This window comes from Micromonospora sp. DT43 (assembly GCF_049841645.1).
GTDB lineage: Bacteria > Actinomycetota > Actinomycetes > Mycobacteriales > Micromonosporaceae > Micromonospora.
Genome location: NZ_JBNCKR010000002.1, coordinates 498,344 through 522,332, shown reverse-complemented (window position 1 = coordinate 522,332; position 23,989 = coordinate 498,344). Strand labels below are relative to the sequence as shown.

At 71.1% G+C, this 23,989-nt stretch carries 21 protein-coding genes; 10 read left to right on the top strand and 11 right to left on the bottom strand.

The annotated features are described in order from the left end of the window. Positions 1-52 precede the first annotated feature (52 nt). The 7 genes from ACLQ26_RS06445 to ACLQ26_RS06415 all read right to left on the bottom strand — a co-directional run bounded on the left by ACLQ26_RS06445 (position 53) and on the right by ACLQ26_RS06415 (position 7,049). Positions 53-982, bottom strand: a complete 930-nt coding sequence (locus ACLQ26_RS06445; protein ID WP_425743545.1) for an ABC transporter ATP-binding protein — start codon at positions 980-982, stop codon at positions 53-55. Continuing rightward, positions 979-4,044 carry an FtsX-like permease family protein gene (locus ACLQ26_RS06440; RefSeq protein ID WP_425743544.1) on the bottom strand — a complete coding sequence of 1,022 codons (3,066 nt, stop codon included), beginning with the start codon at positions 4,042-4,044 and terminating at the stop codon, positions 979-981. Before ACLQ26_RS06440 ends, ACLQ26_RS06445 begins: the two co-directional genes overlap by 4 nt. Positions 4,045-4,123: 79 nt before the next feature. Next, positions 4,124-4,777 carry an ABC transporter ATP-binding protein gene (locus tag ACLQ26_RS06435; protein ID WP_425743543.1) on the bottom strand — a complete coding sequence of 218 codons (654 nt, stop codon included), beginning with the start codon at positions 4,775-4,777 and terminating at the stop codon, positions 4,124-4,126. Between the two features lie 78 nt (positions 4,778-4,855). After that, positions 4,856-5,359, bottom strand: coding sequence for a low temperature requirement protein A (locus ACLQ26_RS06430; RefSeq protein WP_425743542.1), 504 nt, complete (start codon positions 5,357-5,359; stop codon positions 4,856-4,858). A gap of 11 nt (positions 5,360-5,370) precedes the next feature. Next, a complete protein-coding gene (locus ACLQ26_RS06425; RefSeq protein WP_425743541.1) occupies positions 5,371-5,703 on the bottom strand; it encodes a low temperature requirement protein A in 333 nt (110 codons plus the stop codon). Between the two features lie 61 nt (positions 5,704-5,764). After that, positions 5,765-6,331 (bottom strand): TetR/AcrR family transcriptional regulator, encoded by a 567-nt coding sequence (locus ACLQ26_RS06420; RefSeq protein WP_425743540.1) that lies wholly within the window; start codon positions 6,329-6,331, stop codon positions 5,765-5,767. 13 nt (positions 6,332-6,344) lie between these two features. Further along, on the bottom strand, positions 6,345-7,049 hold the full coding sequence (locus ACLQ26_RS06415) for a PH domain-containing protein (RefSeq protein ID WP_425743539.1): 705 nt from the start codon (positions 7,047-7,049) through the stop codon (positions 6,345-6,347). A gap of 123 nt (positions 7,050-7,172) precedes the next feature. On the opposite strand from ACLQ26_RS06415, the gene ACLQ26_RS06410 reads away from it, so the two are divergent. Together ACLQ26_RS06410 and ACLQ26_RS06405 are read left to right on the top strand one after the other, a co-directional pair. Then, a complete protein-coding gene (locus ACLQ26_RS06410) occupies positions 7,173-7,832 on the top strand; it encodes a M23 family metallopeptidase (protein ID WP_425743784.1) in 660 nt (219 codons plus the stop codon). 73 nt (positions 7,833-7,905) lie between these two features. Then, entirely contained in the window at positions 7,906-8,136 is a 231-nt protein-coding gene (locus tag ACLQ26_RS06405; RefSeq protein ID WP_007457642.1) for a DUF2188 domain-containing protein, read from the top strand. 65 nt (positions 8,137-8,201) lie between these two features. On the opposite strand, the gene ACLQ26_RS06400 is transcribed toward ACLQ26_RS06405, so the two are convergent. Beyond that, complete coding sequence (locus ACLQ26_RS06400) at positions 8,202-9,224, bottom strand: DUF4331 family protein (protein ID WP_425743538.1); 1,023 nt, start codon at positions 9,222-9,224, stop codon at positions 8,202-8,204. 168 nt (positions 9,225-9,392) lie between these two features. Beyond that, positions 9,393-10,649: a family 16 glycosylhydrolase gene (locus ACLQ26_RS06395; protein ID WP_425743537.1), complete on the bottom strand. Its 1,257-nt coding sequence runs from the start codon at positions 10,647-10,649 to the stop codon at positions 9,393-9,395. Between the two features lie 277 nt (positions 10,650-10,926). Here ACLQ26_RS06395 and ACLQ26_RS06390 point away from each other — a divergent pair, with 277 nt between their 5' ends. Continuing rightward, a complete protein-coding gene (locus ACLQ26_RS06390) occupies positions 10,927-11,325 on the top strand; it encodes a hypothetical protein (RefSeq protein ID WP_425743536.1) in 399 nt (132 codons plus the stop codon). A 46-nt stretch (positions 11,326-11,371) separates the two neighbouring features. Here the strand turns inward: ACLQ26_RS06390 and ACLQ26_RS06385 are convergent, their stop codons facing one another. Together ACLQ26_RS06385 and ACLQ26_RS06380 are read right to left on the bottom strand one after the other, a co-directional pair. After that, the gene (locus tag ACLQ26_RS06385) at positions 11,372-12,820 is read right to left on the bottom strand and encodes an aminotransferase class V-fold PLP-dependent enzyme (protein WP_425743535.1); all 1,449 of its coding nucleotides are present in this window, start codon (positions 12,818-12,820) and stop codon (positions 11,372-11,374) included. Next, positions 12,810-14,585: an ATP-binding cassette domain-containing protein gene (locus ACLQ26_RS06380; RefSeq protein WP_425743534.1), complete on the bottom strand. Its 1,776-nt coding sequence runs from the start codon at positions 14,583-14,585 to the stop codon at positions 12,810-12,812. The genes ACLQ26_RS06385 and ACLQ26_RS06380 overlap by 11 nt, the downstream gene beginning before the upstream one ends. A gap of 255 nt (positions 14,586-14,840) precedes the next feature. Between ACLQ26_RS06380 and ACLQ26_RS06375 the strand changes: the two genes are divergently transcribed. From ACLQ26_RS06375 to ACLQ26_RS06345, 7 genes are all read left to right on the top strand, one after another. After that, the gene (locus ACLQ26_RS06375) at positions 14,841-16,019 is read left to right on the top strand and encodes a glutathione-independent formaldehyde dehydrogenase (protein ID WP_425743533.1); all 1,179 of its coding nucleotides are present in this window, start codon (positions 14,841-14,843) and stop codon (positions 16,017-16,019) included. Between the two features lie 534 nt (positions 16,020-16,553). Then, on the top strand, positions 16,554-18,101 hold the full coding sequence (mmsA, locus tag ACLQ26_RS06370) for a multiple monosaccharide ABC transporter ATP-binding protein (protein ID WP_425743532.1): 1,548 nt from the start codon (positions 16,554-16,556) through the stop codon (positions 18,099-18,101). Continuing rightward, on the top strand, positions 18,098-19,396 hold the full coding sequence (mmsB, locus tag ACLQ26_RS06365; RefSeq protein ID WP_425743531.1) for a multiple monosaccharide ABC transporter permease: 1,299 nt from the start codon (positions 18,098-18,100) through the stop codon (positions 19,394-19,396). Before mmsA ends, mmsB begins: the two co-directional genes overlap by 4 nt. Before the next feature lie 52 nt (positions 19,397-19,448). Beyond that, positions 19,449-20,552 carry a substrate-binding domain-containing protein gene (locus ACLQ26_RS06360; protein WP_425743530.1) on the top strand — a complete coding sequence of 368 codons (1,104 nt, stop codon included), beginning with the start codon at positions 19,449-19,451 and terminating at the stop codon, positions 20,550-20,552. Between the two features lie 112 nt (positions 20,553-20,664). After that, entirely contained in the window at positions 20,665-21,927 is a 1,263-nt protein-coding gene (locus ACLQ26_RS06355; RefSeq protein WP_425743529.1) for an ROK family transcriptional regulator, read from the top strand. A gap of 208 nt (positions 21,928-22,135) precedes the next feature. Further along, positions 22,136-23,104: an ATP-binding cassette domain-containing protein gene (locus ACLQ26_RS06350; protein WP_425743528.1), complete on the top strand. Its 969-nt coding sequence runs from the start codon at positions 22,136-22,138 to the stop codon at positions 23,102-23,104. Continuing rightward, positions 23,101-23,934, top strand: a complete 834-nt coding sequence (locus ACLQ26_RS06345; RefSeq protein ID WP_425743527.1) for an ABC transporter permease — start codon at positions 23,101-23,103, stop codon at positions 23,932-23,934. The genes ACLQ26_RS06350 and ACLQ26_RS06345 overlap by 4 nt, the downstream gene beginning before the upstream one ends. Positions 23,935-23,989 lie beyond the last annotated feature (55 nt).

The window sequence follows — 23,989 nt, the reverse complement described above, 5'->3', positions numbered from 1 at the left end:
GATGCACGGGCCGCGTCTGGAGGTCGAGGCGCGGCCCGTGGGCCGGGTGGCGTCAGCCGGCGTGGCCGGGCTTCCCGCTGCCCGTCGTCGCCTCGTCGTCCCGCCCGGACGACGGGTTTGTCGTCGCGCGGAGGGTGATCGTGTCGTCGGAGTGGTCGACCTCGAAGAGGGTTCCGGCAGGGAAGGCCATCAGCGTCTCCGGCGGCAGCTGGATGGTGCCGTCCCCGGCGACCACGGCGAAGTCGAGGCCGTCGCGCCCCTCGGCGCCGACCCGGCCGTCGCGGATGGTGACGGCCCGGCCCAGTCGGGCGCCCACCTCGCCGTCGTGGGTCACCACGACCACGGTGGTGCCCCGCTCGGCGTTGATGGTCGCCAGCGCCGTGAGCACCTCGTCCCGGCCGGACGTGTCGAGCTGGCTGGTGGGTTCGTCGACCAGGAGCAGGCCCGGGCCGGCGGCGAGGCCCTGCGCCAGCGCGGCCCGCTGCCGTTGCCCCGGCGTCAGATCGGCCACCCGCCGCTTGCCCGCGCCGGCGAGACCGACGAGATCCAGGATCGCCTCCGGCGGGTCGAGCCGCCGCCCGGCGAGGCGTGCCGCCGGTCGCTGCGCCATCCAGATGTTGCGCGACAGCGACACGTACGGCAGCAGGTTGCGCTCGGCGCCCTGCAACACCGTTCCGACTGTCGCTCCGCGCAGGGCGGCCAGGCCGGAGGGGGAGAGACGGGACAACTCGTGGTCGCCCACGTACACGCGTCCGGCGCTGGGCTGCAGGAGACCACCCAGGATCGCCACCAGAGTGGATTTGCCCGAGCCGGACGGCCCGACCAGCGCCATCATCTCGCCGGCGGCGATCTGCAGGTCCACCCCGGAGAGGGCGACGACCTCGCTGGTACCGGTCGAGTAGATGTGGATCAACCGATGGCAGGTGACCGCGACGCCCGCGCCGGTGGTCTCGGGCGTCTCGGCGGCGGTCTGGGCGGTCATCGGCCGGTCCGTCGGCGAATCGAGGCCGCGACGATCCGCGCGAGCACCGCCGCGGTGACGGCGAAGAGCGCGACGGTGGGCGCCACGAACAGGAGCAGGCGGCCGACATCCGGCCAGTCGGGCAGCGGGAGTGGTGATCGGCCGCGGCTGAACAGGCGTTGCCCGTCGCGGGTGAGCAGCCAGATCACCACGGAGGTGATGCCGCCCGACACGGTGGCGACCACGACCGGCCACCCGTAGCCGCCGCGCACCGCCCGCGGGGGCAGGCCCTGTCGCCGGAGCGCCACAAGCATGGCCACCCGGTTGCGCTGTTCGGCTGCCGCCAACGCGACCAGGCCGGCCGCACCGATCAGCACTCCGGCCAGGGCGGCGAACAGGTTGAAGCGCAACGCGATCGCCGCGCCCTGTCGGTCGTAGCCGTCCCGTACGGCGGCGATCGTCCGGTCGTGCCTCACGACCAGCCCCTGGGCGCGGAGCCGGTCGAGGACGTCGGCGGGTGCGGTAGGCGTCAGCCACACCTCCTTGGTGCCGCCGCTCTGGCCGGCGACGGCGAGCCGGTCGGCGTACTCCAGGTCGACGACCAGACCGGACCCGCCGAGGCGCGGCAGGCGGTCGGCCAGACCCATGACCCGCGCCTCGCCGGGCGCCCCGTCGATCGCCTCGTATCGGTGGGCGGAGCCGAGCATCTCCCCCTTCGAGCGCGTCAACCAGCCGGGTAGCGGGGACGGCGAGTCAGCCACGCTGATCCCCGCCGGCTTGGCCCGCCGGCCGTCCGGCATGTCGATGACGAGCCCCGCGTCCTTTCCTGCACCGGAGGAGAGGAAGCTGTAGTTCGGGTCGGTCTGCCGCCACCGCTTCAACTCGCCGAACTGCGCGCCGGTCAGCCGCACGCGGTTCCCGTCGAAGTCGCCATCGCCGTCGGTGTCGCCGTCGCCGGTGAGGAGCCTGTCGAAGCGCACCACCAGCGGCTGCGGGACGACCTCCGCGACGATCTCGATCTTGACCAGCCGGCAGGTCTGCGCGCACTCGGGGACCGGGAAACGATATTCGTCGTGGCCGGGCTGGACGTCCTGGTGCGCGACAACCACTCTGGTGCCGTTGGCGCTGGCGACGGTGACGACGAGGCGGACGCGGTTCCCGCCGAAGGCGGGCTTGTCGAAGTCGGCGGTGGCCAGCACGGTGAGCAGCCGCCCCCGCAGGTCCAGTGGCTCGCCGGGCGGATCGGGCCGGATCGCGCGCCCGACATCCACCAGGGAGACGCCGTAGAACGACCGCGGCACGGTCACCGTCGCCAGGCGGGCGGAGTCCACGGCGAGGACCGGCGTGCCGGCCTCGGCGGCGGCGTTCGTCACCACCGCGGCCATCGCGAAGCGACCCTCGGGATCGACGGCCCGCACCGCGTTCAACAGCTGGGAGCGCGACGTCGCGTCGACCTCGACGACCCGTGACGCCCCGACCTCGATTGTCGCCCGGTCGGCGTAGGCGGCCGACGCGACCTCACTCGTCGCCGCAGTGAAGGCGAGCATCGCGACGGCCACCGTGAGCAGAGCGATCAGGGGTCGGAACCGGGGCTGCCGAGCCACCTGCACGAGAGCGAGACCGGGAGCCGTCCGGCCCCGTGCCAGCAGCGCCGCGCCCACCACCGCCGCGCCGAGCATGGCGACCCGGGCCAGCAGGAGGCCGGCGGCCAGGGCGCCGACGACCGGCGCCAGCAGGGCCAGCCCGCTGGGGACGCCGCCGGAGCGCAACTGCACCACGGCGGCCACGGCGACGGAGACCGCGACCACGTCCCCGACTGTCGCCCGCCACCCCCGTGCCCGCGCCGGAATCCGGCGCAGCAGGTCGACGACCGGCGCGGACATCGTCCGGGCCTGGGCCAGCAGCACCGCGCCGAGCGCGCCGAGCGCCCCGACGGCGGCATAGCCGACCGCCGTCGCGTCCAACGTGACGTCGGCCCGTACCGGCAGGGTGTGGGCGGCGAGCAGTCGGGCGGCGGCGAGGCCACCGAGGCAGCCGAGGGGAATCGCCACCAGCACGGGCACGGCGTGCTCGCCGATCGCCAGCGCCCACAGTCGTCGGCGTTGCACGCCGCGCAACAGCAGCAGGCCCTGCTCCGGCCGCCGTTCGTCGGCGCTCGAGCTGACCGACACGAAGAGCACCAGCCAGCTGAGCAGGACGAGCAGCCCGGCGCCCAGCGCCACACCGTCGGCCAGTTGCCCACGTTGCAGCGCGACCCGGTCGAAGAAGGACGACAGGGAGGTGCCGGAACCGAAGCCCTGCAGTTCGGAGTCGCGCGCCAGCACCGCCACCCTCGACTGGAGATCCCGCACGGAGTGGCTGTCCAGTAGTCGCTCGGTGAGATAGAGATCCGCCGTCGCCCGGCGCGCGATGGCCTGCTCGTTGACCAGGGGCGAGGACTCGGCGGTGAAGATGGCATCCTCGGCGCTGCCGGGCACGGCCGTGGTCGCCGCACCCGCCGCCGGCGTCCGGATGAACTCCGCACCCACCCAGAACGGGTCGGTCACGTCGAGGGGCCGGTAGACGCCGACGACCCGCACCTGCACCGGCGCTGAGCCGAAGGCGAACTGGTCGCCCGCCGTGACACCGAGACGTTGCGCGGTGTGGGTGCTGACCATCACCTCGGGCAGTTGCCCCTTGGTGGTGGCCCGGGGACACGCGCCGGCCACGGAGACCCGCTCGCAGACCCCCGATCGGAACACCAGGTTGGAGGTCGCCTTCCCGGCCCGGCCGGTCGCCACGCCACCGCTCTGCGAGCCGAACACCACGTCGAACCCGGCCGGAGTGAGTTTGCCGACGTCTTTTCCGAAGATGGTGCGGGACACATCACCGGGCATTCCCGGGTAGTCGGTGGACTCGACGAGACGCAGTTGAATGTCGGTGGGATCGGCAGTGGCCAGCTCGTTTCTCGCCAGGGCCTGACCGGCCGCGGCAACGTAGCTCGGCGCGGCCGCGGCGGCGGCGCTGGCGAGCACCGCGAGCAGCAGCACTGCCAGGGCCTGTGCCCGGCGGGCCGCCAGTGCTCCCCAGATGATTGCCAGCATCGAACGTGACGCTATCGATCGGCCACGTCGCCCGTTGTCCCGTCCAGCGGACCGAGATCGACCCGTGACCGGGTAGCGCTCAGTCGCGGACGACCTCGGCACGCCCCTCGACGAGGTGCAGCTCCGCCTCGCACGCGGCGGCCACCTCCGGGTCGTGGGTGGCGAACACGACCGCCGCGCCGCGCCGCGCCTCGTCGTGCAGCAGATCCAGCACCCGTTGCCGGTTGCCGGCGTCCAGCTCGCTCGTCACCTCGTCGGCCAGCAGCACGCCACCGCGCAGCGCCAGGCCGCGGGCGATGGCCGTGCGCTGCTGCTGACCGCCGGACAGCTCCTCGACCAGTTGGTCGGCCTGGCTGGCGAGGCCGAGCTGATCCAGCGTCGCCGCGGTCTGCCGCCGCGCCTGCGGTGCCGCCACGCCGTCGGCGGTGAGCGCCACCTGCAGGTTCTCGGCCGCGGTGAGGATCGAGGCCAGGCCGTTGTCCTGTGGAATGAGGACGATCCGGTGGGCCACCGCGTGATCACGGTCGCGTAGCGGCTGCCCGTCGACGTTCACCACACCGTCGCGTGGCCGCAGCAGCCCGGCCATCGCGTTGAGCAGGGTCGTCTTGCCCGCGCCCGACGCCCCGGTCACCGCCAGGACCCGACCCGGGCGAACCGTCACCGAGACGTCCCGCAGAACGGCGTGCCCGTCACCGTAGCCGACGGACACGTCATCGACTGTCAACATCTGCATGCGCCCCTCCCGTACCGGCGTCCCGCAGAGTGCCATGCCTTGACGTGGGCGCACAATCCCCGTCGACAGGCCACGCCGTCACGCCTCCCGGACGCGCCACGTCAGCCGCTCGTAGCAGACGAGCCCGATGAGCAGGGTGGTGAGCAGCCCCAGCGCGGCCACCGCGGGCAGGAACCGGGCGGCCGGCACCAGCAGAAGCAGCATGCCTGTCGCAACGAGTGGGGCCGGCGAGGTGGACACGGTCAGCCGCAGGAACAGGAACCGGCCGACGAGGTAGAGCGCCACCCCGCCGTACAGCACGATCGTCGAAAGCCACTCCAGCGGCACCCCGCCTGCGTGTCCGGGGCCCGTTCGATCCATCGCGCTCGCCAGGACCAGGCGCAGGCCCAGGGCGAAGTAGAGGACCCCGGCGACCAGTGGCAGGTGGGCCAGGGTGTACGCGTCCGACGCCAGGCGCTGGCGGTGCCGGCCGCGGGGCGACGCCTCGGCCAGCGCCCTGGCGGCAGCCGGCGCGGCGTCGACGAAGTAGAGCCGCCACAGGCACACGGTCGCGGCGAAGCCGAGCAGCGCGGCCATCAGCACCGGCCAGTGGATCAGTCGCGAACCGGCGCCACCGCCCGCCGACAGGAGCGACTCACCAGGGCGGCCACGAAGATGGCGGCCATCGCCACGGTCATACCCGCTGTCACGACGCCGCGGTCCGCGCGTACCTGGTTGCCCAGCCAGGTGTAGCAGCTCCACGCGTACCAGAACCAGAGCAGGAGCAGCAGCCCCTGGTAGAGGGTGAGAGGGCTCGGCGACTCCGCCATGAAACCGATCAGCCGCGTCAGTGCGAACACCAGCACCAGATCGAAGAAGATCTCGAAGGTCGTGGCCCGGTGCGCCTCCTCCACAAGCACCGGCCGGGATCGGCGGACGCGGCTCATCGGCTCATTCTGGTCGGCTCGCCGCTCCGGCCGGGAGGTAACGCGGGTATGGGCGGTCCGGTCAGGCGAAGAGCAGGTCGAGGTGGGCGTCCAGGGCGGTCAACGCCTGTTCGGCGGTGTACTGGCCACCGAGCAGGTGGACGCCCAGTCCCTCCATCAGCGCGAGGAGGCCCGTCGCGGCGGCGTCCCCCCGGCCGTCCGGCAGCACGCCGGCGATGAACCCGGTGAGCTGCGCGGTGTCCTCGCGCAGGCTTGGCGCGGCCGATGGTCGTACCGCCGTGTAGGCGAGGAAGGCGAGCGCCACCCGGCCGTCGTCGCGGGTGTGCTCGTCAAGAGGCAGGAGCGCGGCGATCATCGTGCGCAGCAGCAGCCGGGGGGAGGGGTTCTCGCCCAGTCCCGCCACGGCCTCGGTGACCCGGATCTGGCTGCGCTCGCGGACCACGCTCAACGCGAACGCCATCATCTCGTCCTTGGTGCGGAAGTAGTGCTGGACCATCCCGGCGGACACGCCCGCCGCGGCTGCCACGTGGCGGAGGCTGACCGCCTCCAGGCCCTGGTCCGCGGCGACCCGCATCAACGCGTCCGCGATGAGGGTGCGTCGCTGCTGGTGATCGACCTTCTTGGGCATGACCTCGATCGTTTCACAGTGGGCGGTCGGCAGACGCCGCCGACGTGCGGCCCTGGCTGCGGGCGGTGTCGTCCGACGGCGTGCCCCGGGCGCTGCGCAGCAGTCCGTCGGGGTCGTCGGCGTACAGCCGCAGCTCGTCCATCGGCACGGACCGGCCCGACGGCAGGTCGAAGGCCGTCGGGCGGCGCAGCAGGACGTCGACGCTCGTCTGACTGCCGACCGAGAGGTGCAGGACCGTACGGTCGCCCTCCCGCTCCACCTGGACGGACCTGCTGGAGGGCAGTGAGCGGTGGCGCTTGCGCAGCGCCTCGACGTCCGTCCACGGGATCCAGATGTCGATGCCCGAGTTGACCCGCACCCGCAGACCGGTGTCACCGACGACGTGGGGATGGATGGTCATGCTGGCGAAGAGGCCGATCATCCAGAGCAGACCCCAGATGCCGAGGCCGAGCACGATCCAGCGGGCCGGTCGCCACGGCACCACGTGGGTGACGATCAGGTCGAAGATCGGGATCTCGACGACCGACAGGCCGATGAAGATGCCGAGGATCGGCTTGACCACGCCGAGGTAGCCGAACGGCTCGTCACCGGGCGCCAGCGGCAGGGGGCGGCGTCGCGCCCACACGTAGAGGCTGCGCCACATCGCGGCCTCGGCCACGGCCGCCCGGCGCAGCAGCGGCCCCACCGTCGCTCTGGTCGACGGTTTCGTGTCGGTCATCGTCGTCACCCTCGATCCCTTTCGCAATGCAACTGCATTGCTTCCCACGCTACCGCCTTTCCGATGCGACTGCAATGTCACCCGTGTGGGCGACAGGTGCTCGTGGCGTTGTCGGCGTCTGCCATGCTCGGGCGGGTGACGACCGGCAGCCCCTCCCGAGCCCGCAGCCACCGCCGCACCCGCCGCCGGCCGCTCCTCGTCCTTCTCGCGCTCGTCGCCGCGACCGCCGTCGTCGGCGTCGCAGTGGTCGTCGTACCGTTGCTGCGGCCTGCTGGTCCCCGTCCGCTCTTTCAGATGCCTGTCGCCTGTGGGGAGACGTGGCAGCTCAGCACGTACCCCGGTCACGACGACTTCGACGTCGACCTGTTTCCGATCGAGGGTGAGGCGTGGGGGCGGCCGGTGCTCGCGTCCTACGGCGGCACCGTCACCGTGGCGGGCATCAACGGTTCGCTGGGTGGGCGTACGCCGGAGAATCCGGAGGGTCCGCGCGGACGCGGCGGCGGCTACTGGGTGAAGATCGATCACGGTGGCAAGTGGGAGACGCAGTACCTGCACATGCTCGAACCGCCGATGGTGAAGGTCGGTCAGCGGGTCGAGCAGGGTGACCAGATCGGGAAGCTCGGCAGCACCGGCGACTCGGGGGCTCCGCACCTGCACTACGAGCAGCGTCGTGGCTGGGAGAAGGTCGAGACCCACTTCGGCGGTACGCCGTCGGGCATCACCACCGACGAACGCGAACAGATACTGCGACGGGTGAGCGACAACTGCCCGGCCGTCTCCTGAGGACCCCGGTTTTGCCCACCACGACTCGGGGCACTGCACTGGTGACAGTCCAGACGCAGGGGAGGAGCGGGCGATGGTCAAGGGTGACGTCGACACGTACCAGGAAGACGGGCAGTGGAAGAACCGTCCGGAGGGCAACGACCGGGCCAGCAGCACCCACGACTCAAAGGCCGACGCGCAGGCGCAGGGGCGCGAGATGGCGGCCGATCGCGGCGTCGAGCACGTGATCAAGAAGCAGGACGGCACGATCGGTGAGAAGAACACGTACCCGCGCAGCCGCGACCCACGAGACATCGCGGGCTGAGGGTTCTTTCGAGGCGTCGGATCGGCCTCGCCGGGCGCGCCGGCGAGGCCGACGCCGTGGATGCGTCACGCCGGGACGACGTACGGGAAGGCGTCGGCGCGTGCGGCCTTCGTGACGTCGGGCGTGAGGCCCGAGGTGGTCCCGGTGTTGAGGATCAGGGAGAACATCACCTCGGGCGCGTTGTCGGCCATGGTGCGGCCGTTGTGCACCGCGAAGCCGTAGTTGGCGGCAGTGCCGACCGTGTACGACAGCACGTCCGGGTAGAGCGTCCGGGCGACGCTCCAGCCGTACGCCTGCGGGTCCGGCGCGGTGCCGTTGGCCGCGACGACCCCGGCGACCGCATTGGCGATCTCCTCCCCGTCCTCGGGGAGGTCCTGGCGGGGATGCCGGAAGTTCGCCGGGTCCGAGAAGTCGGTGTCGTGCGGCCAGAAGACGGGCCACATCATGGGGTGGCCCGCGCGGTTGATCTGCCGCCACCCGCCCGCGTCGGTGGCCAGCAGGGTCCGGCACCAGACGCCGATCTCGGTGCCCTCGCGCAGCAGCGGCTCGTCGTGGGAGACCTCCAGCACGATCGACTCGACTGTGGTGCCGGCGAAGCTGTTCTTGGCCTGGTCGACCCGCCACGCCGAGCGGTCCACCTTCGCACCGTTCTTGACCGCGCCGTTGATCGTGGCGAGTTCGTCGAGGTCGATGTAGAACGGGTCGGTGATCCGGCCCGCCCAGATCCGGACGCGCTGGCCCGTCGTCATCTCGCCGGTCCTGCCCTGGGCGATGGGAGTGCCCATGGCGGCGTCGTCACGGGCGTCCGCGCCGGCGAGTTCGTACAGCTCCAGGGTCTGCGTGGCGTTGCCGTCCGGCTCACCGAAGGCGAATCGGTAGGTCAACTCCTCCAGGTCCGAGCCGTTGAAGTGAATCTTGAACTCGTAGCGGGCCTCGGCGTGGAAGCCGCGCTTGATGTCGGCCTTGGTCACCGAGCTGTTGACGTCCATGACGAACACGGTGGCGCGGTCGCCGTTGAAGACGTACAGGTCGTCGATGTAGAGCTGACCGCCCTGGGCGGCGAGGGGGGTGTCGAGATGGTGCGACATGGGCTCACTCCCGTAACGGCTGCATCCGGATTAAACCGAACATAGCGGGCGCAAAGCGGCCGCCCGCTTCATCGGCCGAATCCGGCTCCCCGGGTGCGCGGTCACCGCACACGACGGGCGGGCCGCCCGAGTTGGTCTCGGACGGCCCGCTCGCTCGCGGTGGCCTCGTCAGAAGCGGGACCACTTCTGGTTGGCCGCGCCGAGGCAGTCCCACAGGTGCAGCTTGCCGCCGTTGTTGGGGTTGGCGTCCCGCACGTCCACGCACCTGTTGGCGCTGAGATTGACCAGGTCGCCCGCGCTGTTGAGGGTGAAGCGCTGGGCCGGATTGCCGTTGCAGCTGACCAGGTTGACCTCGGTGCCGTTGGCGGTGCCGGCCCAGGCCGGGTCCATGCACTTGCCCATCGCGCGGACGGTGCCGTCGGAGGCGAACGTCCACGCCTGCGCCGCGGTCGTGTTGCAGTCCCAGATCTGCAGTTTGGCGCCCTCGACCGGGTTGGCGCTCGGGATGTCGACGCAGCGCCCGCTCTGCGCCCCCCGGATCCGGGTCGTGCCGGGCGTCGGGTCGCCGCCGCCGGAGGTGTAGCTCGACACCCGGACGTAGTCGACGAGCATCTGCTGGGGGAACTGGGTGGACCCGTCCGGGTAGCCGGGCCAGTTACCGCCGACCGCCACGTTGAGGATCATGAAGAACGGGTGGTCGAACACCCACCGGTTGCCGCCGAGCCGGGCGGGGTCGACCCGGTGGTACTGCACCCCGTCCAGGTACCAGGTGATCGCGTTCGGCTCCCAGTCAACGCGGTAGTCGTGGAAGCCGTCGGCGAGCGGGCCGCCGATGCTCCGGCTGCCGGTGATGCCGCCGCTGCCGGAGTAGCCGGGCCCGTGCACCGTGCCGTAGACGGTGTTCGGCTCCCGGCCGATGTTCTCCATGACGTCGATCTCGCCGGCGTCGGGCCACCCGCCGCCGGTGCCGAGCATCCAGAACGCTGGCCAGATGCCCTGGCCGCGCGGGATCTTGATGCGGGCCTCGAAGCGGCCGTACGTCTGGGTGAAGGTCGCCGCCGTCAGCAGTCGTGCCGAGGTGTACTCGCAGCGACCGTAGTGGCACTGGTAGTTGGCCGGGTTCTCCCGGCGGGCGGTGATGACGAGGTTGCCCTGGCCGTCGTGCACCGCGTTGCTGGTGCTGTTGGTGTAGTACTGCCGCTCGTTGTTGCCCCAGCCGCCGCCGCCGGTGTCGAAGCGCCATTTGCCCTGGTCGACGGGTGTGCCGGCCGGGGCGTTGAACTCGTCCTGCCAGGTGAGCGGGCCGATGGCGGCCTCGGCCCGGTCGGACTGGCCCGGGAGGGTGAGGGAGGCGAGGGTGGTGACGAGGGCGACCGCCGCGAGGGCGAGGGGCCGCAGGCGTGGTGCGGAACGGGTTGTGAACACGGGAGGCTCCTCAGCGAGCAGGTGGCGGAGGTGGCGGCGCCGGAGAGACAGAGAGCGCTCTCTGCAACGAAGCATGTCGATTTAACGGGTTTCTGTCAAGAGTGTTTCCAATGCGGCGACAGTCCGTTACCGGAGGATCGCACCCCTCGAAAGCTGTCGAATCGACACTTCCTATTGCCGTGGAGCGTCCACGCGGGACAGGATGACGAGGTTCGCAGGAAACCTCCCCGTAACCTGCGTGCTGCTGGTCTCTGTCACAAGGAAGTGGGAGTCAGTCATGAGCGACGCGTCGACGGCGCTGGGTGTGCGCCTCTACCCGGATCTGGTCGAGCGGGGTGGCCTCGCCCCCGCGCTCATCGAGACCGCTGCCCGCCACCAGCTCGATGTCGGGCGGGTGACCGCCCCCGAGCAGGGGCGCAGTCGGTTCACCTGCGCCGAGCTGCACTCCGACCAGGGCGTCGTCTGCGTCGGGCTGGGCTCGCAGGCCCGTTACTTCATGCTCGACCTCCGGTCCGCGGGTGAGGTCCTCGCACGCGGCGACTGCATGGACCTCGTCCAGGTCGCCCAGGTGGCCGCGGCCTGGCGGGCCGGGCTGACGCTCGCCGGGCTGACCGCCCGCTTCGCGTTCATGGAGGAGATCAAGCACCGTCCCGCGTCGGTGGCGCAGACCGCCTAGCCCACGAGCGCGTCGGCGGCGCAGGCCGTCTGGCCCAAGTGGCGTGTCAGCACCGCAGCCGAGGCGGCAGCGGTAGCTCGGTGCCGGCCTCCCGGTCGAGGTAGGACGCCTCGACGAAGGCGAGGAAGCGTTCCGCGTCGGAGGCGTTGGAGGCCAGGCCGAACGAGACCCGGACCGCGCCACCTGTCGGCAACCGCAGCGCGCCGAGGTACTCGTCGATCGTGTCGACGCGCGCGAGCAGCCCGCGCCGCAACGAGGTCCCGCTGATCTCGAACGCGCCCTCACCGGCGCCGGGGTTGCAGAAGCAGCCGGTCCGCAGTGAGAAGCCTGCCGCCGCGGACTCCCGCGCGACCAGCCGCTCGTCGACCGGGGAGCCGTCCGGGCGCAGGAGGTTGAACGTCACAGTGCCGCCCCGACCCACACCCGTCGTCGGCCCGTACACCCGCACCAACGATTCGCCGCTGCGGTGCCGCAGCGCGGTCAGGCGGCCCAACAGCCACTCGGTGAGCAGACCTACCCGGGTGTGCACGAGTTCCACGCCTATCGAGTCGAGCCACCGCAGCCCGAACTCCACGTCCGGGATGCTCAGGAAGTTGAGCGTGCCGTCCTCGAACGCCGACTCGTCGTCCATCGAGCGGTGCCAGTCGCCCTGCACGCTCACCGCGCGGATGGTGCCGCCGGCGAACCACGGCCGGCGTAGCCGGGCCAGCGCGTCGCGGCGGGCCAGCAATGCGCCGACACCGGTCGGGTAGCCGAAGAGCTTGTACCAGCTCAGGCAGACGAACTCGGGTCGAACGGACCGCAGATCCAGCCGGTTCGTCGCGGCGAACGCGGCGGCGTCCAGCAGCACGTCGTAGCCGTGCCGGTGGGCCAGCGCGACCCAGTCCAGCGGGTGCTGCACCCCGGAGAAGTTGCTCTGCGCCGGGTACGCGAACAGGCCACGGCGACCAGACGGCTCTCGCCGCCCGGCCTCGAGCACCGTGACCAGGTCGGACTCGGCGACCCGTAGCTCCGGCCCGCTCAGCGGCACGTACCGCACCGGGGCGCCGGCCGCCCGGGCGTACTCCCGGATGCCGTTCACCGAGTTGTGGTTGTCCCAGGTCAGCGCGAACGACAGGCCCTGGTCGAAGTCGTACGCCTCGCCGACCAGTCGACAGGCACCGCTGGCGTTAGGGGTGAAGACCACCACGTACTCGGCAGGGTCGGCGTGGAAGAAGTCGAGCACCGCCCGCCGGGTCGACTCCACAAGCGAACCGGTCGCCGCGCTGGTGGGGCTCTCCGAGTGCGGGTTGCCGTAGAGGCTCGCGAGCAGGCGGTCGTGGTGCGCCCGCACCTGAGCCTGCGCGGTCACGCCGGCGCCGGCGTAGTCGAGGTAGACCTGGCCGTGCCGGTCGAGGTGCCGGTACTCGGTGGCCCGCAGCTCGTCGATCCGGGCGGTGCCGGCGTACCCGGGCAGAGCCGCCGGGGACGGCGCCGGGCTCTGCTCAGGACGCACGGCGGGCCTCCCGACCCAGCAGCACCACCCAGGTCGCGGCGAGGAAGAGCAGCACGAACCCGCCGAGCACCAGCCAGTCGACCCACACCGGCCGGGAGAAGCTGTCGCCGTACGTCTGCAGAAGCGGCGGACCGAGCGGCGAGCCGCCGTCGCGCCACAGCCGCTCCACGCCGGCGGTGTGTCCCAACCCCTCGAACGCCCACCGGTTCGACATCGCGTAGCTGAGCCACCGGCCACCGGCCGCCATGGCCGGCACCGGCAGGATCGCCCCGACGAACAGCACCTGCGGGAAGCACAGCATCGGCAGCATGAGCGTCGCCTGGGCGGCGTCGGAGACGGCCGCCGAGCAGAGCAGGCCGAGCGCGAGCGCGGCCGCCGAGGAGAGCAGCAGGGTCGCGTACAGGGCGGCGAAGTCGCCGCCGCCGACCGGTGGCAGCCGGTCCATGCCGCGCAGCACCCCGAGCAGGGCCAGGTCCACCAGGGCGAGCAGCGGCAGCAGCACCGCGACCTTCGCCAGCAGGTACGGGAGCAGCCGGACACCCGCCAGCCGCTCCCGGCGCAGGATCGGCAACTCCGTGCAGATCTGGAGCAGCCCGTAGGTCAACCCGAAGAAGAAGCCACCGAACGCGATCCAGAACAGGATCATCACGGTGACTGTCGGGCGGGGGCTGGCCGGGTCGAAGGCGCCGGGGCGGAACAGCAGCGCGAACATGCCGAGCACCATGAGCGGCGAGCCGAGCAGGATCGCCAGCGTCAGCCGGTTGCGGGCGATGATCTCCGCGTTGCGCGCGGCGAGAACCAGCCACTGGCGCAACCGGCCGACCCGCCGCGCAGTTCCGCCCAGGTCGTCGGTCGTGCCCGGGGCATCGGTCGGGTCCGGAGCATCCCCGGCGGGGGACGGGCCGGTCGCATCCGGGCCGACCGTGGCGTCGGCCGGGTCGGCGTCGCGGTACGCGGCGAAGCGCTCGGGCCACCCGGCCGGGTCGGACTCCTCGTCGAGCCGCAGGTGCACCTCGGCGAGGGAGCGCAGGCCGAAGAACTCCCGGGCGGCGGCGGGCGTGCCGGCGTACGCCAACCGGCCCTGGCGCGTGAGCACGACCACGCGGTCGCAACGGTCCACGTCGGTGACCTGGTGGGTGGTGAGCACGACTGTGGTCCCGGCGTCGGCGAGGGTGCGTAGCACCCGGAGCAGGTCCACGGCGATCGCCGGGTCCAGCCCGGAGGTGGGCTCGTCGAGGAAGAACACGCCGGGTCGGGTCAGCAGCTCGACGGCGATGCTGGCGCGTTTGCGCTCGCCGCCGCTGAGGCGACCCACCGGCACGTCGGCCCGCTCGCTGAGCCGCAGGTCGGCGAGCACCTCGGCGACCCGGCGCGACGCCTCGGCCGAGCCGGTCCCGGAGGGCAGGCGCAGCCGCGCCGCGTAGCGAAGGGTGCGGGCCAGCGGTAGCTCGCGGTGGATGATGTCGTCCTGCGGGACGAATCCGACCGCGCCCGGCGCGGCGCTCCCGTCGTACGCCACGGTGCCCGCCGCCGGTCGGCGGACCCCGGCCAGCGTCTCCAGCAGGGTGGTCTTGCCGGCGCCGCTGACCCCGATGACCGCGACCAGCTCACCCGGCGCGACGGTCAGCGAGATGTCGTCCAGGATGCGCCGTCCACCTCGGACAGTCTGGCCCAGGCCGTCGGCAACGATGGCGACGCCGGTACGCGATGGTGCGACGGTCTGCTCGGTCGTCATGTCCAGGGTGCCCGATCCGGTCGGTGACATGGTGCGCCTGACATCGTGCCTCGCCGATGCTACGTCGCGCCGAGGGCGCGGCCGCGCGCGTCGAGCGGCTGGCGCAGCGCTAGCTCGGTGGGCCGTACCCGTGGTTCGGCGGTCGCGACCAGGTTCGGGTCATCCTCGTCATCGAGGCCGACCGGGTCCGCTCGATGGGCTGACCGGGTGGTCGGACGGCCGACACCGGCATGAACCACCCGGCGGGGGGAAGACCGGCACTCCACCACCGGAAGGGGAGTCGGGATGAGAGCCGTCGTCTACGCGGACGTCCGGACCGTCGCGGTGCGGGAGGTGCCCGACGCGACGTTGGAGGACCCGACCGACGCGCTCGTGCGGATCACGTCCAGCGCGCTGTGCGGCACCGACCTGCACATGTACGACGGGCGCACCGGCGCCGACCCCGGGCTGGTGCTCGGTCACGAACCGCTGGGCGTGGTGCAGGAGGTCGGCTCGGCGGTGCAGACCGTGCGTCCGGGCACCCGCGTGGTGATTCCCACGCACCTGTTCTGCGGCACCTGCGTGATGTGCGCCCGTGGTCTCTCGGCCGCCTGCCTGCGGGCGCGGGCCGAAGGGCCGGGCGCCGCGTACGGCTACGCCGGGATGGGCCCGTACCGGGGCGCTCAGGCCGACCTGCTGCGCGTGCCGTGGGCCGACGCGAACTGCGTGCCCGTGCCGGGGGAGCCGGGTGACGCGTACGAGGACGACTTCGTGCTGCTCGCCGACGCGTTCGTCACCGGTTGGCACGCCGCGGCCACCCTCGCCGGAGTGGAGGCCGGCGACACCGTGGCCGTGTTCGGTGCCGGGACCATCGGCCTGCTCGGCGCGTACGCGGCGCTGCTGCGGGGCGCGCGGGTCGTCTACTGCGTCGACGGCGTCGACGCCCGCCTCGACAAGGCCGGCGAGATCGGGGCGGTTCCTGTCGACTTCCGCCTCGGCGATCCGGTCGAGCAGATCCGTGCCGACCGCGCGCGTGCCGGCCTGCCCCTCGGCGAGGAGAAGCTGGGCGGGATCGACCGGGTCATCGACGCGGTCGGGTTCCAGGCGCGCGACCGCGAGCGGCCCGACCAGGAGCGCCCGGACCAGGTCATCGCCGACGCGGCCCGGCTGGTCAACCCGGCCGGCTCGATCGGGGTCGCCGGCGTCTACCCGGACAAGGACCTGCACCCCCGGCCCGGCGCGAGCGCCCGCGAGGATCTGGTCGCGCCGTGGGGGACGCTGTTCGGCAAGGGCGTAGCGGTCCGGTTCGGCCGTACGCACGACCGCCGCTACACAGTGCTGCTGCGTGACCTGGTCGTGGCCGGTCGCGCCCGGCCCAGCGTGATCGTGACCCACCACGGCACCCTCGCCGACGCGCCCGAGTTGTATCGCAGCTTCGACCGCCGGGAGAACGGGGTGATCAAGGCGGTGCTGCGCCCGAGCTGAGAGGCCGGCGCACAGTGCTCGTTGGGGCCTGATCCACACTTAAGGGACGTTCAGTCGTTGATCCGTTCGCTGGTGGCGGGCGTGGCCCGATGACTGCCGTCGATCCCCTTGTCGGAAAGAGGCGTGGGTCACACCCCTGGCCGAGGGTGGTCGTCGTGTCCTCGGCGTGGTGCCGGCGGTGTCGCTTGATCAAGACTTGCCGATAGTTTCGTACTCGCGGGTAGGCTTACCGTCGTCGGGCCGCGCCGGATCATCCCTGGTGGTGGGCCTGATGGCAGCGACCAAAGCTGATCATGGTGCGGCAGCGCATTTGACAACGTTGCCACCGGCAGGCCATGGTGCCAGGAGGGGCTGCGGGGGTGGCCGTGACGGGCGAATACTCTGCTTCGTCTATATTGCCGGATTGTTACATTTTCAACAGTCCCTCGCCTTGCGGATGGCCTGCTCACCGCAATACGTTGCCGTCAACAACAAAACCAAGTGAAGGTTCAACCTTCCGGAGGCAACGATGACGTTGGCGAGGTGGTACGAGCGATGAACGACGTGCCCACCCTCCTTGAGATGCGCTCCATCACCAAGGAGTTCCCCGGAGTCAAGGCCCTCTCCGACGTCAACCTGGTGGTTCGCGCCGGCGAGATCCATGCCATCTGCGGCGAGAATGGTGCGGGCAAGTCCACGCTGATGAAGGTCCTCAGCGGGGTCTACCCGTACGGAAGCTACGACGGCCAGATCATCTACCAGGGGTCGGAGAGCAGGTTCTCCGACATCCGGGCCAGTGAGAACGCCGGAATCGTGATCATCCACCAGGAGTTGGCGCTCATCCCGGGCATGTCGATCGCCGAGAACATCTTCCTCGGCAACGAGCCGCGCAAGCGGGGCGCGATCGACTGGAAGGCCGCGAACCGGATGGCGCTCGACCTGATGGCCCGGGTCGGCCTCCAGGAGGACCCGGACACCCTGATCAAGGACATCGGTGTCGGCAAGCAGCAGCTCGTGGAGATCGCCAAGGCGTTCGCCAAGGACGTGAAGCTGCTCATCCTGGACGAGCCGACGGCGGCGCTGAACGAGTCGGACTCCAAGCACCTGCTGGACCTGCTGCGCGGGTTCCGCTCGCGGGGCATCACCTCGATCATGATCTCGCACAAGCTGAACGAGATCGAGGCGATCGCCGACCAGATCACCATCCTGCGCGACGGCCGGACCGTGGAGACCCTCGACGTCAAGGCGGACGGGGTCGACGAGGACCGGATCGTGCGGGGGATGGTCGGCCGTGAGCTGAGCAGTCGGTTCCCGGACCACACCCCGAAGATCGGTGACGTCTTCTTCGAGGTCCGCGACTGGAACGTCCGGCACCCGATCTCCGCCGAGCGGCAGGTCTGCAAGAACGAGAGCTTCGTGGTGCGCCGCGGCGAGATCGTCGGCTTCGCCGGTCTCATGGGCGCGGGCCGCACGGAACTCGCGATGAGCGTCTTCGGCCGCTCCTACGGGGTGTACGAGTCGGGCACGATCATCAAGGACGGCAAGGAGATCGTCCTGAAGTCGGTCGCGGACGCGATCGACAACGGGCTCGCGTACGTCAGCGAGGACCGTAAGGCGATCGGCCTCAACCTGCTCGACGACATCAAGACGTCGACGGTGGCCGCCAAGCTGTCCAAGATCCGGCACCGCGGCGTTCTGAACGAGGTCGAGGAGTACCAGGCGGCCGAGGCGTACCGCAAGGAGTTGCGGACCAAGGCCCCGACTGTCGACGAGGGCGTCTCGAAGCTCTCCGGCGGCAACCAGCAGAAGGTCGTGCTGGCGAAGTGGATGTTCACCGACCCGGACCTGCTGATCCTCGACGAGCCGACGCGCGGCATCGACGTCGGCGCCAAGTACGAGATCTACGGCATCATCCAGCGGCTCGCCGACCAGGGGAAGGGCGTCGTCGTCATCTCCTCGGAGTTGCCTGAGCTGATCGGGCTCTGCGACCGCATCTACACCGTGTTCGAGGGCGCCATCACGGGCGAGATCGCTCGGGCGGACGCCACCCCGGAAAACCTCATGAAGCAGATGACCTCGACGAAGAAGTTGGCCTCCCGATGAGCCGTATCAAGGACCTTCAGAAGAATCTGTTTGGAGGTACGACCTCCAACGCGCGCCAGTTCGGGATGATCTTCACCCTGGTGGCGATCGTCCTGATCTTCCAGATCTGGACCAACGGGCTGACGCTGCGCTCGGACAACCTGATCGCGCTGTTCCAGCAGAACTCGTACATCCTGATCCTGGCCATCGGCATGCTCATGGTGATCGTCGCCGGGCACATCGACCTGTCGGTCGGCTCGGTCGCGGCCTTCACCGGCATCCTGGTCGCCAAGTCGATGACCGAGTGGGATCTGCCCTGGCCCCTCGCCATCGTGTTCGGCCTCGCCATCGGCGCGGTCATCGGCGCCTGGCAGGGGTTCTGGGTGGCCTACATCGGGGTGCCGGCGTTCATCGTCACCCTGGCCGGCATGCTGCTCTTCCGCGGCGGCAACCAGTTCATCGGCAACGCGCAGAGCATTCCGGTGCCGGAGGGCTTCCGGGACATCGGCTCCGGGTTCCTGCCCGAGTTCGGCCCGAACACCGGCTACAACAACGCGACGCTGCTGCTCGGCCTGGCCGCCGCGGTGGCAGTGGTGTGGCGCGAGCTGCAGGCCCGTAAGACCCGTCGGGCCATGGACGCCGACCCGGCGCCCATGTGGATCTCGGTCCTGCGAATGGCCGTCATGGTCGGCGTGATCGCCTTCGCGGCGCTGCGCTTCGCCAGCGGTCGGGTGGGCACCAGCTTCCCGATCTCCGGCATCATCCTGCTGGTGCTGGTGATCGCCTACTCCTTCTACACCCGCAACACGGCCGGTGGCCGGCACATCTACGCGGTGGGCGGCAACTCCCGGGCGGCCGAGCTGTCCGGCGTGAAGCTCAAGCGGGTCAACTTCTTCGTCATGATGAACATGTCCGTCCTGGCCGCGCTGGCCGGCATGATCTTCGTGGCCCGTTCGGCGGCCTCCGGTCCGCAGGACGGCAACGGCTGGGAGTTGGACGCCATCGCCGCGGTCTTCATCGGTGGCGCGGCAGTCGCCGGCGGTATCGGCACCATCAGCGGCTCGATCGTCGGTGGTCTCGTCATGGCCGTGCTCAACAACGGCCTCCAGCTCGAAGGCGTGGGCACCGACAAGGTCCAGATCATCAAGGGCCTGGTCCTGCTGCTGGCCGTCGCGGTCGACGTCTACAACAAGAGCCAGGGCCGCTTCTCGATCATCGGGAGCCTGATGCGGCCGTTCCGCCGCGAAGGCTCCGTCCCACCCGCCTCACCGCCGGACGCGGAGCGCGAGCCCGCCAAGGCAGCGGTGTCCGGCTGACGGTCACCGACCTCTCCACCCCGTTCCACTTCCAGAAAGGCAAGTCCTCACCATGCGTAAATTCTTCGGCACGTCGGTGGTCGCTGTCGGCGCCGCCGCCATGCTGGCCCTCGCTGGCTGCGGCTCCGGCCGTGACGGCGACTCCGGCAGCTCCGGTGGCGAGGCCAAGGGCTTCGCGGCGAACTCCCTGATCGGTGTCGCCCTGCCGGCCAAGACCTCCGAGAACTGGGTTCTCGCCGGTGACCTGTTCACCAACGGTCTCAAGGAGGCCGGCTTCCAGGGTGACGTGCAGTACGCCGGCGCGTCGACCACTGTCGCCGACCAGCAGGCCCAGATCACCGCCATGGTCACCAAGGGCGCCAAGGTCATCGTCATCGGCGCGACCGACGCCGCGCAGCTGTCGACCCAGGTCGCCGCGGCGCACCAGGCCGGCGTGAAGGTCATCGCGTACGACCGCCTGATCAAGAACACCCCGGACCTCGACTACTACGTCGCGTTCGACAACTTCAAGGTCGGCCAGCTCCAGGGCCAGGCCCTGCTGGACGGCATGAAGGCCAAGAAGCCGAACGGCCCGTACAACATCGAGCTCTTCTCCGGCTCGCCGGACGACAACAACGCAGGTGTCTTCTTCGACGGCGCGATGAGCGTGCTCAAGCCGGAGATCGACAAGGGCAACGTCGTCGTCGCCTCGGGTCAGAAGGACGTCAAGCAGACCGCCATCCAGGGCTGGAAGGCCGAGGGTGCGCAGGCCCGCATGGACCAGCTGCTGACCTCGACCTACGGCACCAAGTCGCTCGACGGCGTCCTCTCCCCGAACGACACCCTGGCCCGCGCCATCCTGACCTCGGTCAAGGGCGCTGGCAAGCAGATCCCGGTCGTCACCGGCCAGGACTCCGAGGTGGAGTCGGTCAAGTCGATCGTCAAGGGTGAGCAGTACATGACGATCAACAAGGACACCCGCAACCTGGTGAAGGAGACCATCAACATGGTCAAGGCTCTCCAGGCCGGTAACGCCCCGCAGGTGAACGACACCAAGTCCTACAACAACGGCAGCAAGGTCGTGGACACGTTCCTGCTCCCGCCGGTCGCCGTCACCAAGGCGAACGCGGCCGAGGCGTACGCGAACGACCCGAAGCTCGCGCCGCTCACCAAGTAATCACGCACGCGGTAGGCAGCAAGGCCGATGGGTCCCGGATCTCCTCTTCCGGGACCCATCGTCGTCCGCGCCGCCTCGCCCACCCGGCACCGATCCGGAAGGAGGTCTGACCGTGGAGACACCCGTACGGTCCAGGCCAGCCGGCGCCGGCCGTAACCCCGACTCCCCGCTGCCCCCGGTCCCGGGCGCGAGCCAGGAGGAGATCCGACGGCAGAACCTCGGCGCCGTGCTGCGCTACGTGCACCTGCACGGGCCGACGTCACGGGCCGAGCTGACCAGCCGCCTCGGCCTCAACCGCAGCACCATCGGCGCCCTCGCCGCCGACCTGACCGCCAGCGGACTCGTCACCGAGGAGGCGCCGACCACCGCTCGGCGGGCCGGCCGCCCCTCCCTCGTGGTCAGCCCCCGCTCCGACCGGGTCTACGCACACGCGCTCAGCATCGACGCGGACCGGCTGCGGGCGGCCCGGGTCGGCCTCGGCGGTCGCATCCTCGACCTGCGCGAGGTGGCCCGTCCCGGTGGCATGTCGGCGGTCGACGCCGTCGGTCCGCTCGCCGACCTGGTGCGCGACATGGAACGCGGCGTCGCCTCCGACGCGTTGCTGGTCGGGGGAGCGGTAGCCGTCACCGACACCACCCGCGACGCGGACGGCACGCTCCGGATCGTCGGCGTCGACGAGGGCCTCAGCGTGGCCCTCGATGCCGAACTGACCTCCGGGCCGGGTTTCGTGGCCGGCGACCTCGCCGACATCGCGGGCCTGGCCGAGCACATCCGGGGCGTCGCCCCGGGCATCGACGATCTCATCTACCTGCACGGCGACCTGGGCATCAGCGCCGGCATCGTCGTCGGCGGCCGGTTGATGATCGGCCACCGGGGCCACAGCGGCAAGGTCGGCCACATGGTCGTCAACCCGAACGGGCTGCCGTGCGGCTGCGGCTCACGTGGTTGCTGGGAGACCGAGATCGGTGAGGCCGCGCTCCTGCGGCACGCCGGCCGCGACCCCGACGACCGCGCCGCCGTGACCGAGGTGCTGCGCGCGGCGGCGGAAGGCGATCCGACCGCCCTGCGCGCCGTCGAGCAGGTCGCCGACTGGCTCGGCTTCGGCGTCGCCAACCTGGTGAACGTGGTCAATCCCGACGCCGTGGTGTTCGGTGGCTCGCTGCGCGACATCTTCATCGCCGGCGTGGACACGGTGCGGCGGCGGCTGGACGCCATGCCGCTGCCCGCCTCCCGCGAGCACCTCCGGCTGCGCGCGGCGGCGCTCGGCCGCGACGCCGTCCTGATCGGCGCCGCCGAGCTGGCGTTCGACAAACTCCTGGCCGATCCGCTCAACGTCGGGGTCGTGGGCCAGGCGGGGGCGGCCGAGCCGGCGTAGCCGTGGGAGCGACCCTGTCTCCGCTCTCTCTGGTCTTCTTCGTCGCGTGGTCCCGCTGCTCGGGTTGCTGGTCCCGCACGCCTCGCCCCGATAGCACCGCCCCCTGAAGCCGTCGGTTCGGCCCGTCTGATCGAGGGCGTTCACTGCCGTACATGCTGTCGTACAATGTACGGCAGTGGAGCGGTCGATGGCGGAGAGGGAGAGCGGCATGACGAGTGGTGACGCGATAGTGGCGGAAGGGCTGCGCAAGCGCTACCGGGACCGGAACGCGCTGAACGGCTTCGATCTGCGGGTGCGCCCGGGCGAGGTGTGTGGCCTGCTCGGCCCGAACGGTGCGGGCAAGACCACCTCGGTGCGGATCCTGTCCACCCTGCTCCGTCCGGACGGGGGTCGGGCCGAGGTCGCCGGGTTCGACGTGACCCGCCAGCCCGACCAGGTGCGCTACCGCATCGGGCTGGTGGGGCAGCACCCCGCGTTGGACGAGGCGCTCAGCGGCCGGCAGAACCTGGTCCTCTTCGGTGGACTGTTCCACCTGGGCCGCCACCGGGCCCGACGACGGGCGGACGAGCTGATGGAGCGGTTCGGCCTCGTCGAGGCGGGCGGGCAGCCGGTCACGTCGTACTCCGGGGGCATGCGCAGGCGGCTCGACCTGGCCGCCGGGATGATCCTGGCTCCCGCGGTGCTCTTCCTCGACGAGCCGACGACGGGGCTGGACCCGCGCGGCCGCAACGAGGTGTGGGAGTCGGTCCGGGAGTTGGCGCGCGCCGGCACCACAGTCCTGCTCACCACTCAGCACCTGGACGAGGCCGACCAGTTGGCCGACCGGATCTCGGTGGTCGACGCCGGCCGGGTGATCGCCGAGGGCACTCCGGACGACCTCAAGGACCGGCTCGGCGGTGACCGCATCGACATGGTCATCGCGGATCCCGCCGACCTCGCCGCCGCCGTCGGGCAGGTGCGTCAGGTGGTCGGCGCGGACCCGACCGTCGACCCGGACCGACGGTCGGTGAGCGTCCAGGTCGGGCACCAGCCCGGTGCGCTCATCGAGGTGCTGCGGGCGCTCGACGCCGCGCGGGTTCCGATCGCCGACGTCGCGCTTCGCCGTCCCACGCTGGACGAGGTGTTCCTGCACCTGACCGGCCACGGGGCGCCGGTCGCCGAGGAGGCCGCCGCGTGACCGCCTCGAGCGTCGCGGCGCTCCCGCCGGTGGACCTGACGCCCGGCCGTCCCACCCTTCTGGGCGACAGCAGCACGCTGACCTGGCGCGGCCTCGCGCGCTGGCGCCGCGATCCCGGGCCGCTGATCGCCTCGCTCGGCTTCAACATCCTGATCGTGCTGATATTCGCGTACCTGTTCGGCGGCGCGTTGCAGGTGCCCGACGGCGGCAGCTACCGCGAGTTCCTGATGCCCGGCATCTTCGTGATGACGATGGTGTTCGGCATCAGCCTGACCACGACCGCCGTCGCCGAGGACCTGGACCGTGGGGTGACCGACCGGCTCCGGTCGATGCCCGTCTCGCCGCTGGCCCCGCTTGTCGCCCGTGCGGTGGCCGACATGCTGTTCGCCCTGGTCACCCTCGCGGTGCTGCTGCTCACCGGTCTCGCGATCGGTTGGCGGCCACACGGCGGTGCCGGTGCCACCCTTGGCGCCGTGGGCCTGATCCTGCTGTTGCGGTTCGCACTGGTCTGGGTCGGCATCTTCCTCGGCCTGGTCACCCGGGGTCAGACGGCCGTGGTCGCCGTACAGACCCTGGAGTTTCCGCTGGGCTTCCTGTCCAACGCGTTCGTCGCACCGTCCACCATGCCCGCCTGGCTCGGTGCGGTGGCCGCGTGGAACCCGTTGTCGGCGACCGTCGGTGCCGCCCGGGAACTGTTCGGCAACCCCGGCTGGACCGGTGAGTCGTGGGCGGCGCAGCACTACCCGTGGCTGGCGGTGGTCTGGCCGATCGTGCTGGTGGGGATCTTCCTGCCGCTCTCGGTCACCCGGTACCGACGGCTGGGCCGCTGAGGCCACCGAGGGTCTGCGCCGACGGGTGATCGCCGGGGCCCCCGTGGCTCCGGCG

What these genes read in the sequence shown, in the direction of transcription:
- ACLQ26_RS06375 (WP_425743533.1), top strand. Translation starts at nt 14,841, where the DNA reads ATGAGAGCCGTCGTCTACGCGGACGTCCGGACCGTCGCGGTGCGGGAG.
- ACLQ26_RS06445 (WP_425743545.1), bottom strand. Translation starts at nt 982, where the DNA reads ATGACCGCCCAGACCGCCGCCGAGACGCCCGAGACCACCGGCGCGGGC.
- ACLQ26_RS06360 (WP_425743530.1), top strand. Translation starts at nt 19,449, where the DNA reads ATGCGTAAATTCTTCGGCACGTCGGTGGTCGCTGTCGGCGCCGCCGCC.
- ACLQ26_RS06380 (WP_425743534.1), bottom strand. Translation starts at nt 14,585, where the DNA reads ATGTCACCGACCGGATCGGGCACCCTGGACATGACGACCGAGCAGACC.
- ACLQ26_RS06425 (WP_425743541.1), bottom strand. Translation starts at nt 5,703, where the DNA reads ATGAGCCGCGTCCGCCGATCCCGGCCGGTGCTTGTGGAGGAGGCGCAC.
- ACLQ26_RS06410 (WP_425743784.1), top strand. Translation starts at nt 7,173, where the DNA reads ATGCTCGGGCGGGTGACGACCGGCAGCCCCTCCCGAGCCCGCAGCCAC.
- ACLQ26_RS06400 (WP_425743538.1), bottom strand. Translation starts at nt 9,224, where the DNA reads ATGTCGCACCATCTCGACACCCCCCTCGCCGCCCAGGGCGGTCAGCTC.
- ACLQ26_RS06350 (WP_425743528.1), top strand. Translation starts at nt 22,136, where the DNA reads ATGACGAGTGGTGACGCGATAGTGGCGGAAGGGCTGCGCAAGCGCTAC.
- mmsB (WP_425743531.1), top strand. Translation starts at nt 18,098, where the DNA reads ATGAGCCGTATCAAGGACCTTCAGAAGAATCTGTTTGGAGGTACGACC.
- ACLQ26_RS06415 (WP_425743539.1), bottom strand. Translation starts at nt 7,049, where the DNA reads ATGACCGACACGAAACCGTCGACCAGAGCGACGGTGGGGCCGCTGCTG.
- ACLQ26_RS06390 (WP_425743536.1), top strand. Translation starts at nt 10,927, where the DNA reads ATGAGCGACGCGTCGACGGCGCTGGGTGTGCGCCTCTACCCGGATCTG.
- ACLQ26_RS06440 (WP_425743544.1), bottom strand. Translation starts at nt 4,044, where the DNA reads ATGCTGGCAATCATCTGGGGAGCACTGGCGGCCCGCCGGGCACAGGCC.
- ACLQ26_RS06420 (WP_425743540.1), bottom strand. Translation starts at nt 6,331, where the DNA reads ATGCCCAAGAAGGTCGATCACCAGCAGCGACGCACCCTCATCGCGGAC.
- mmsA (WP_425743532.1), top strand. Translation starts at nt 16,554, where the DNA reads ATGAACGACGTGCCCACCCTCCTTGAGATGCGCTCCATCACCAAGGAG.
- ACLQ26_RS06405 (WP_007457642.1), top strand. Translation starts at nt 7,906, where the DNA reads ATGGTCAAGGGTGACGTCGACACGTACCAGGAAGACGGGCAGTGGAAG.
- ACLQ26_RS06435 (WP_425743543.1), bottom strand. Translation starts at nt 4,777, where the DNA reads ATGCAGATGTTGACAGTCGATGACGTGTCCGTCGGCTACGGTGACGGG.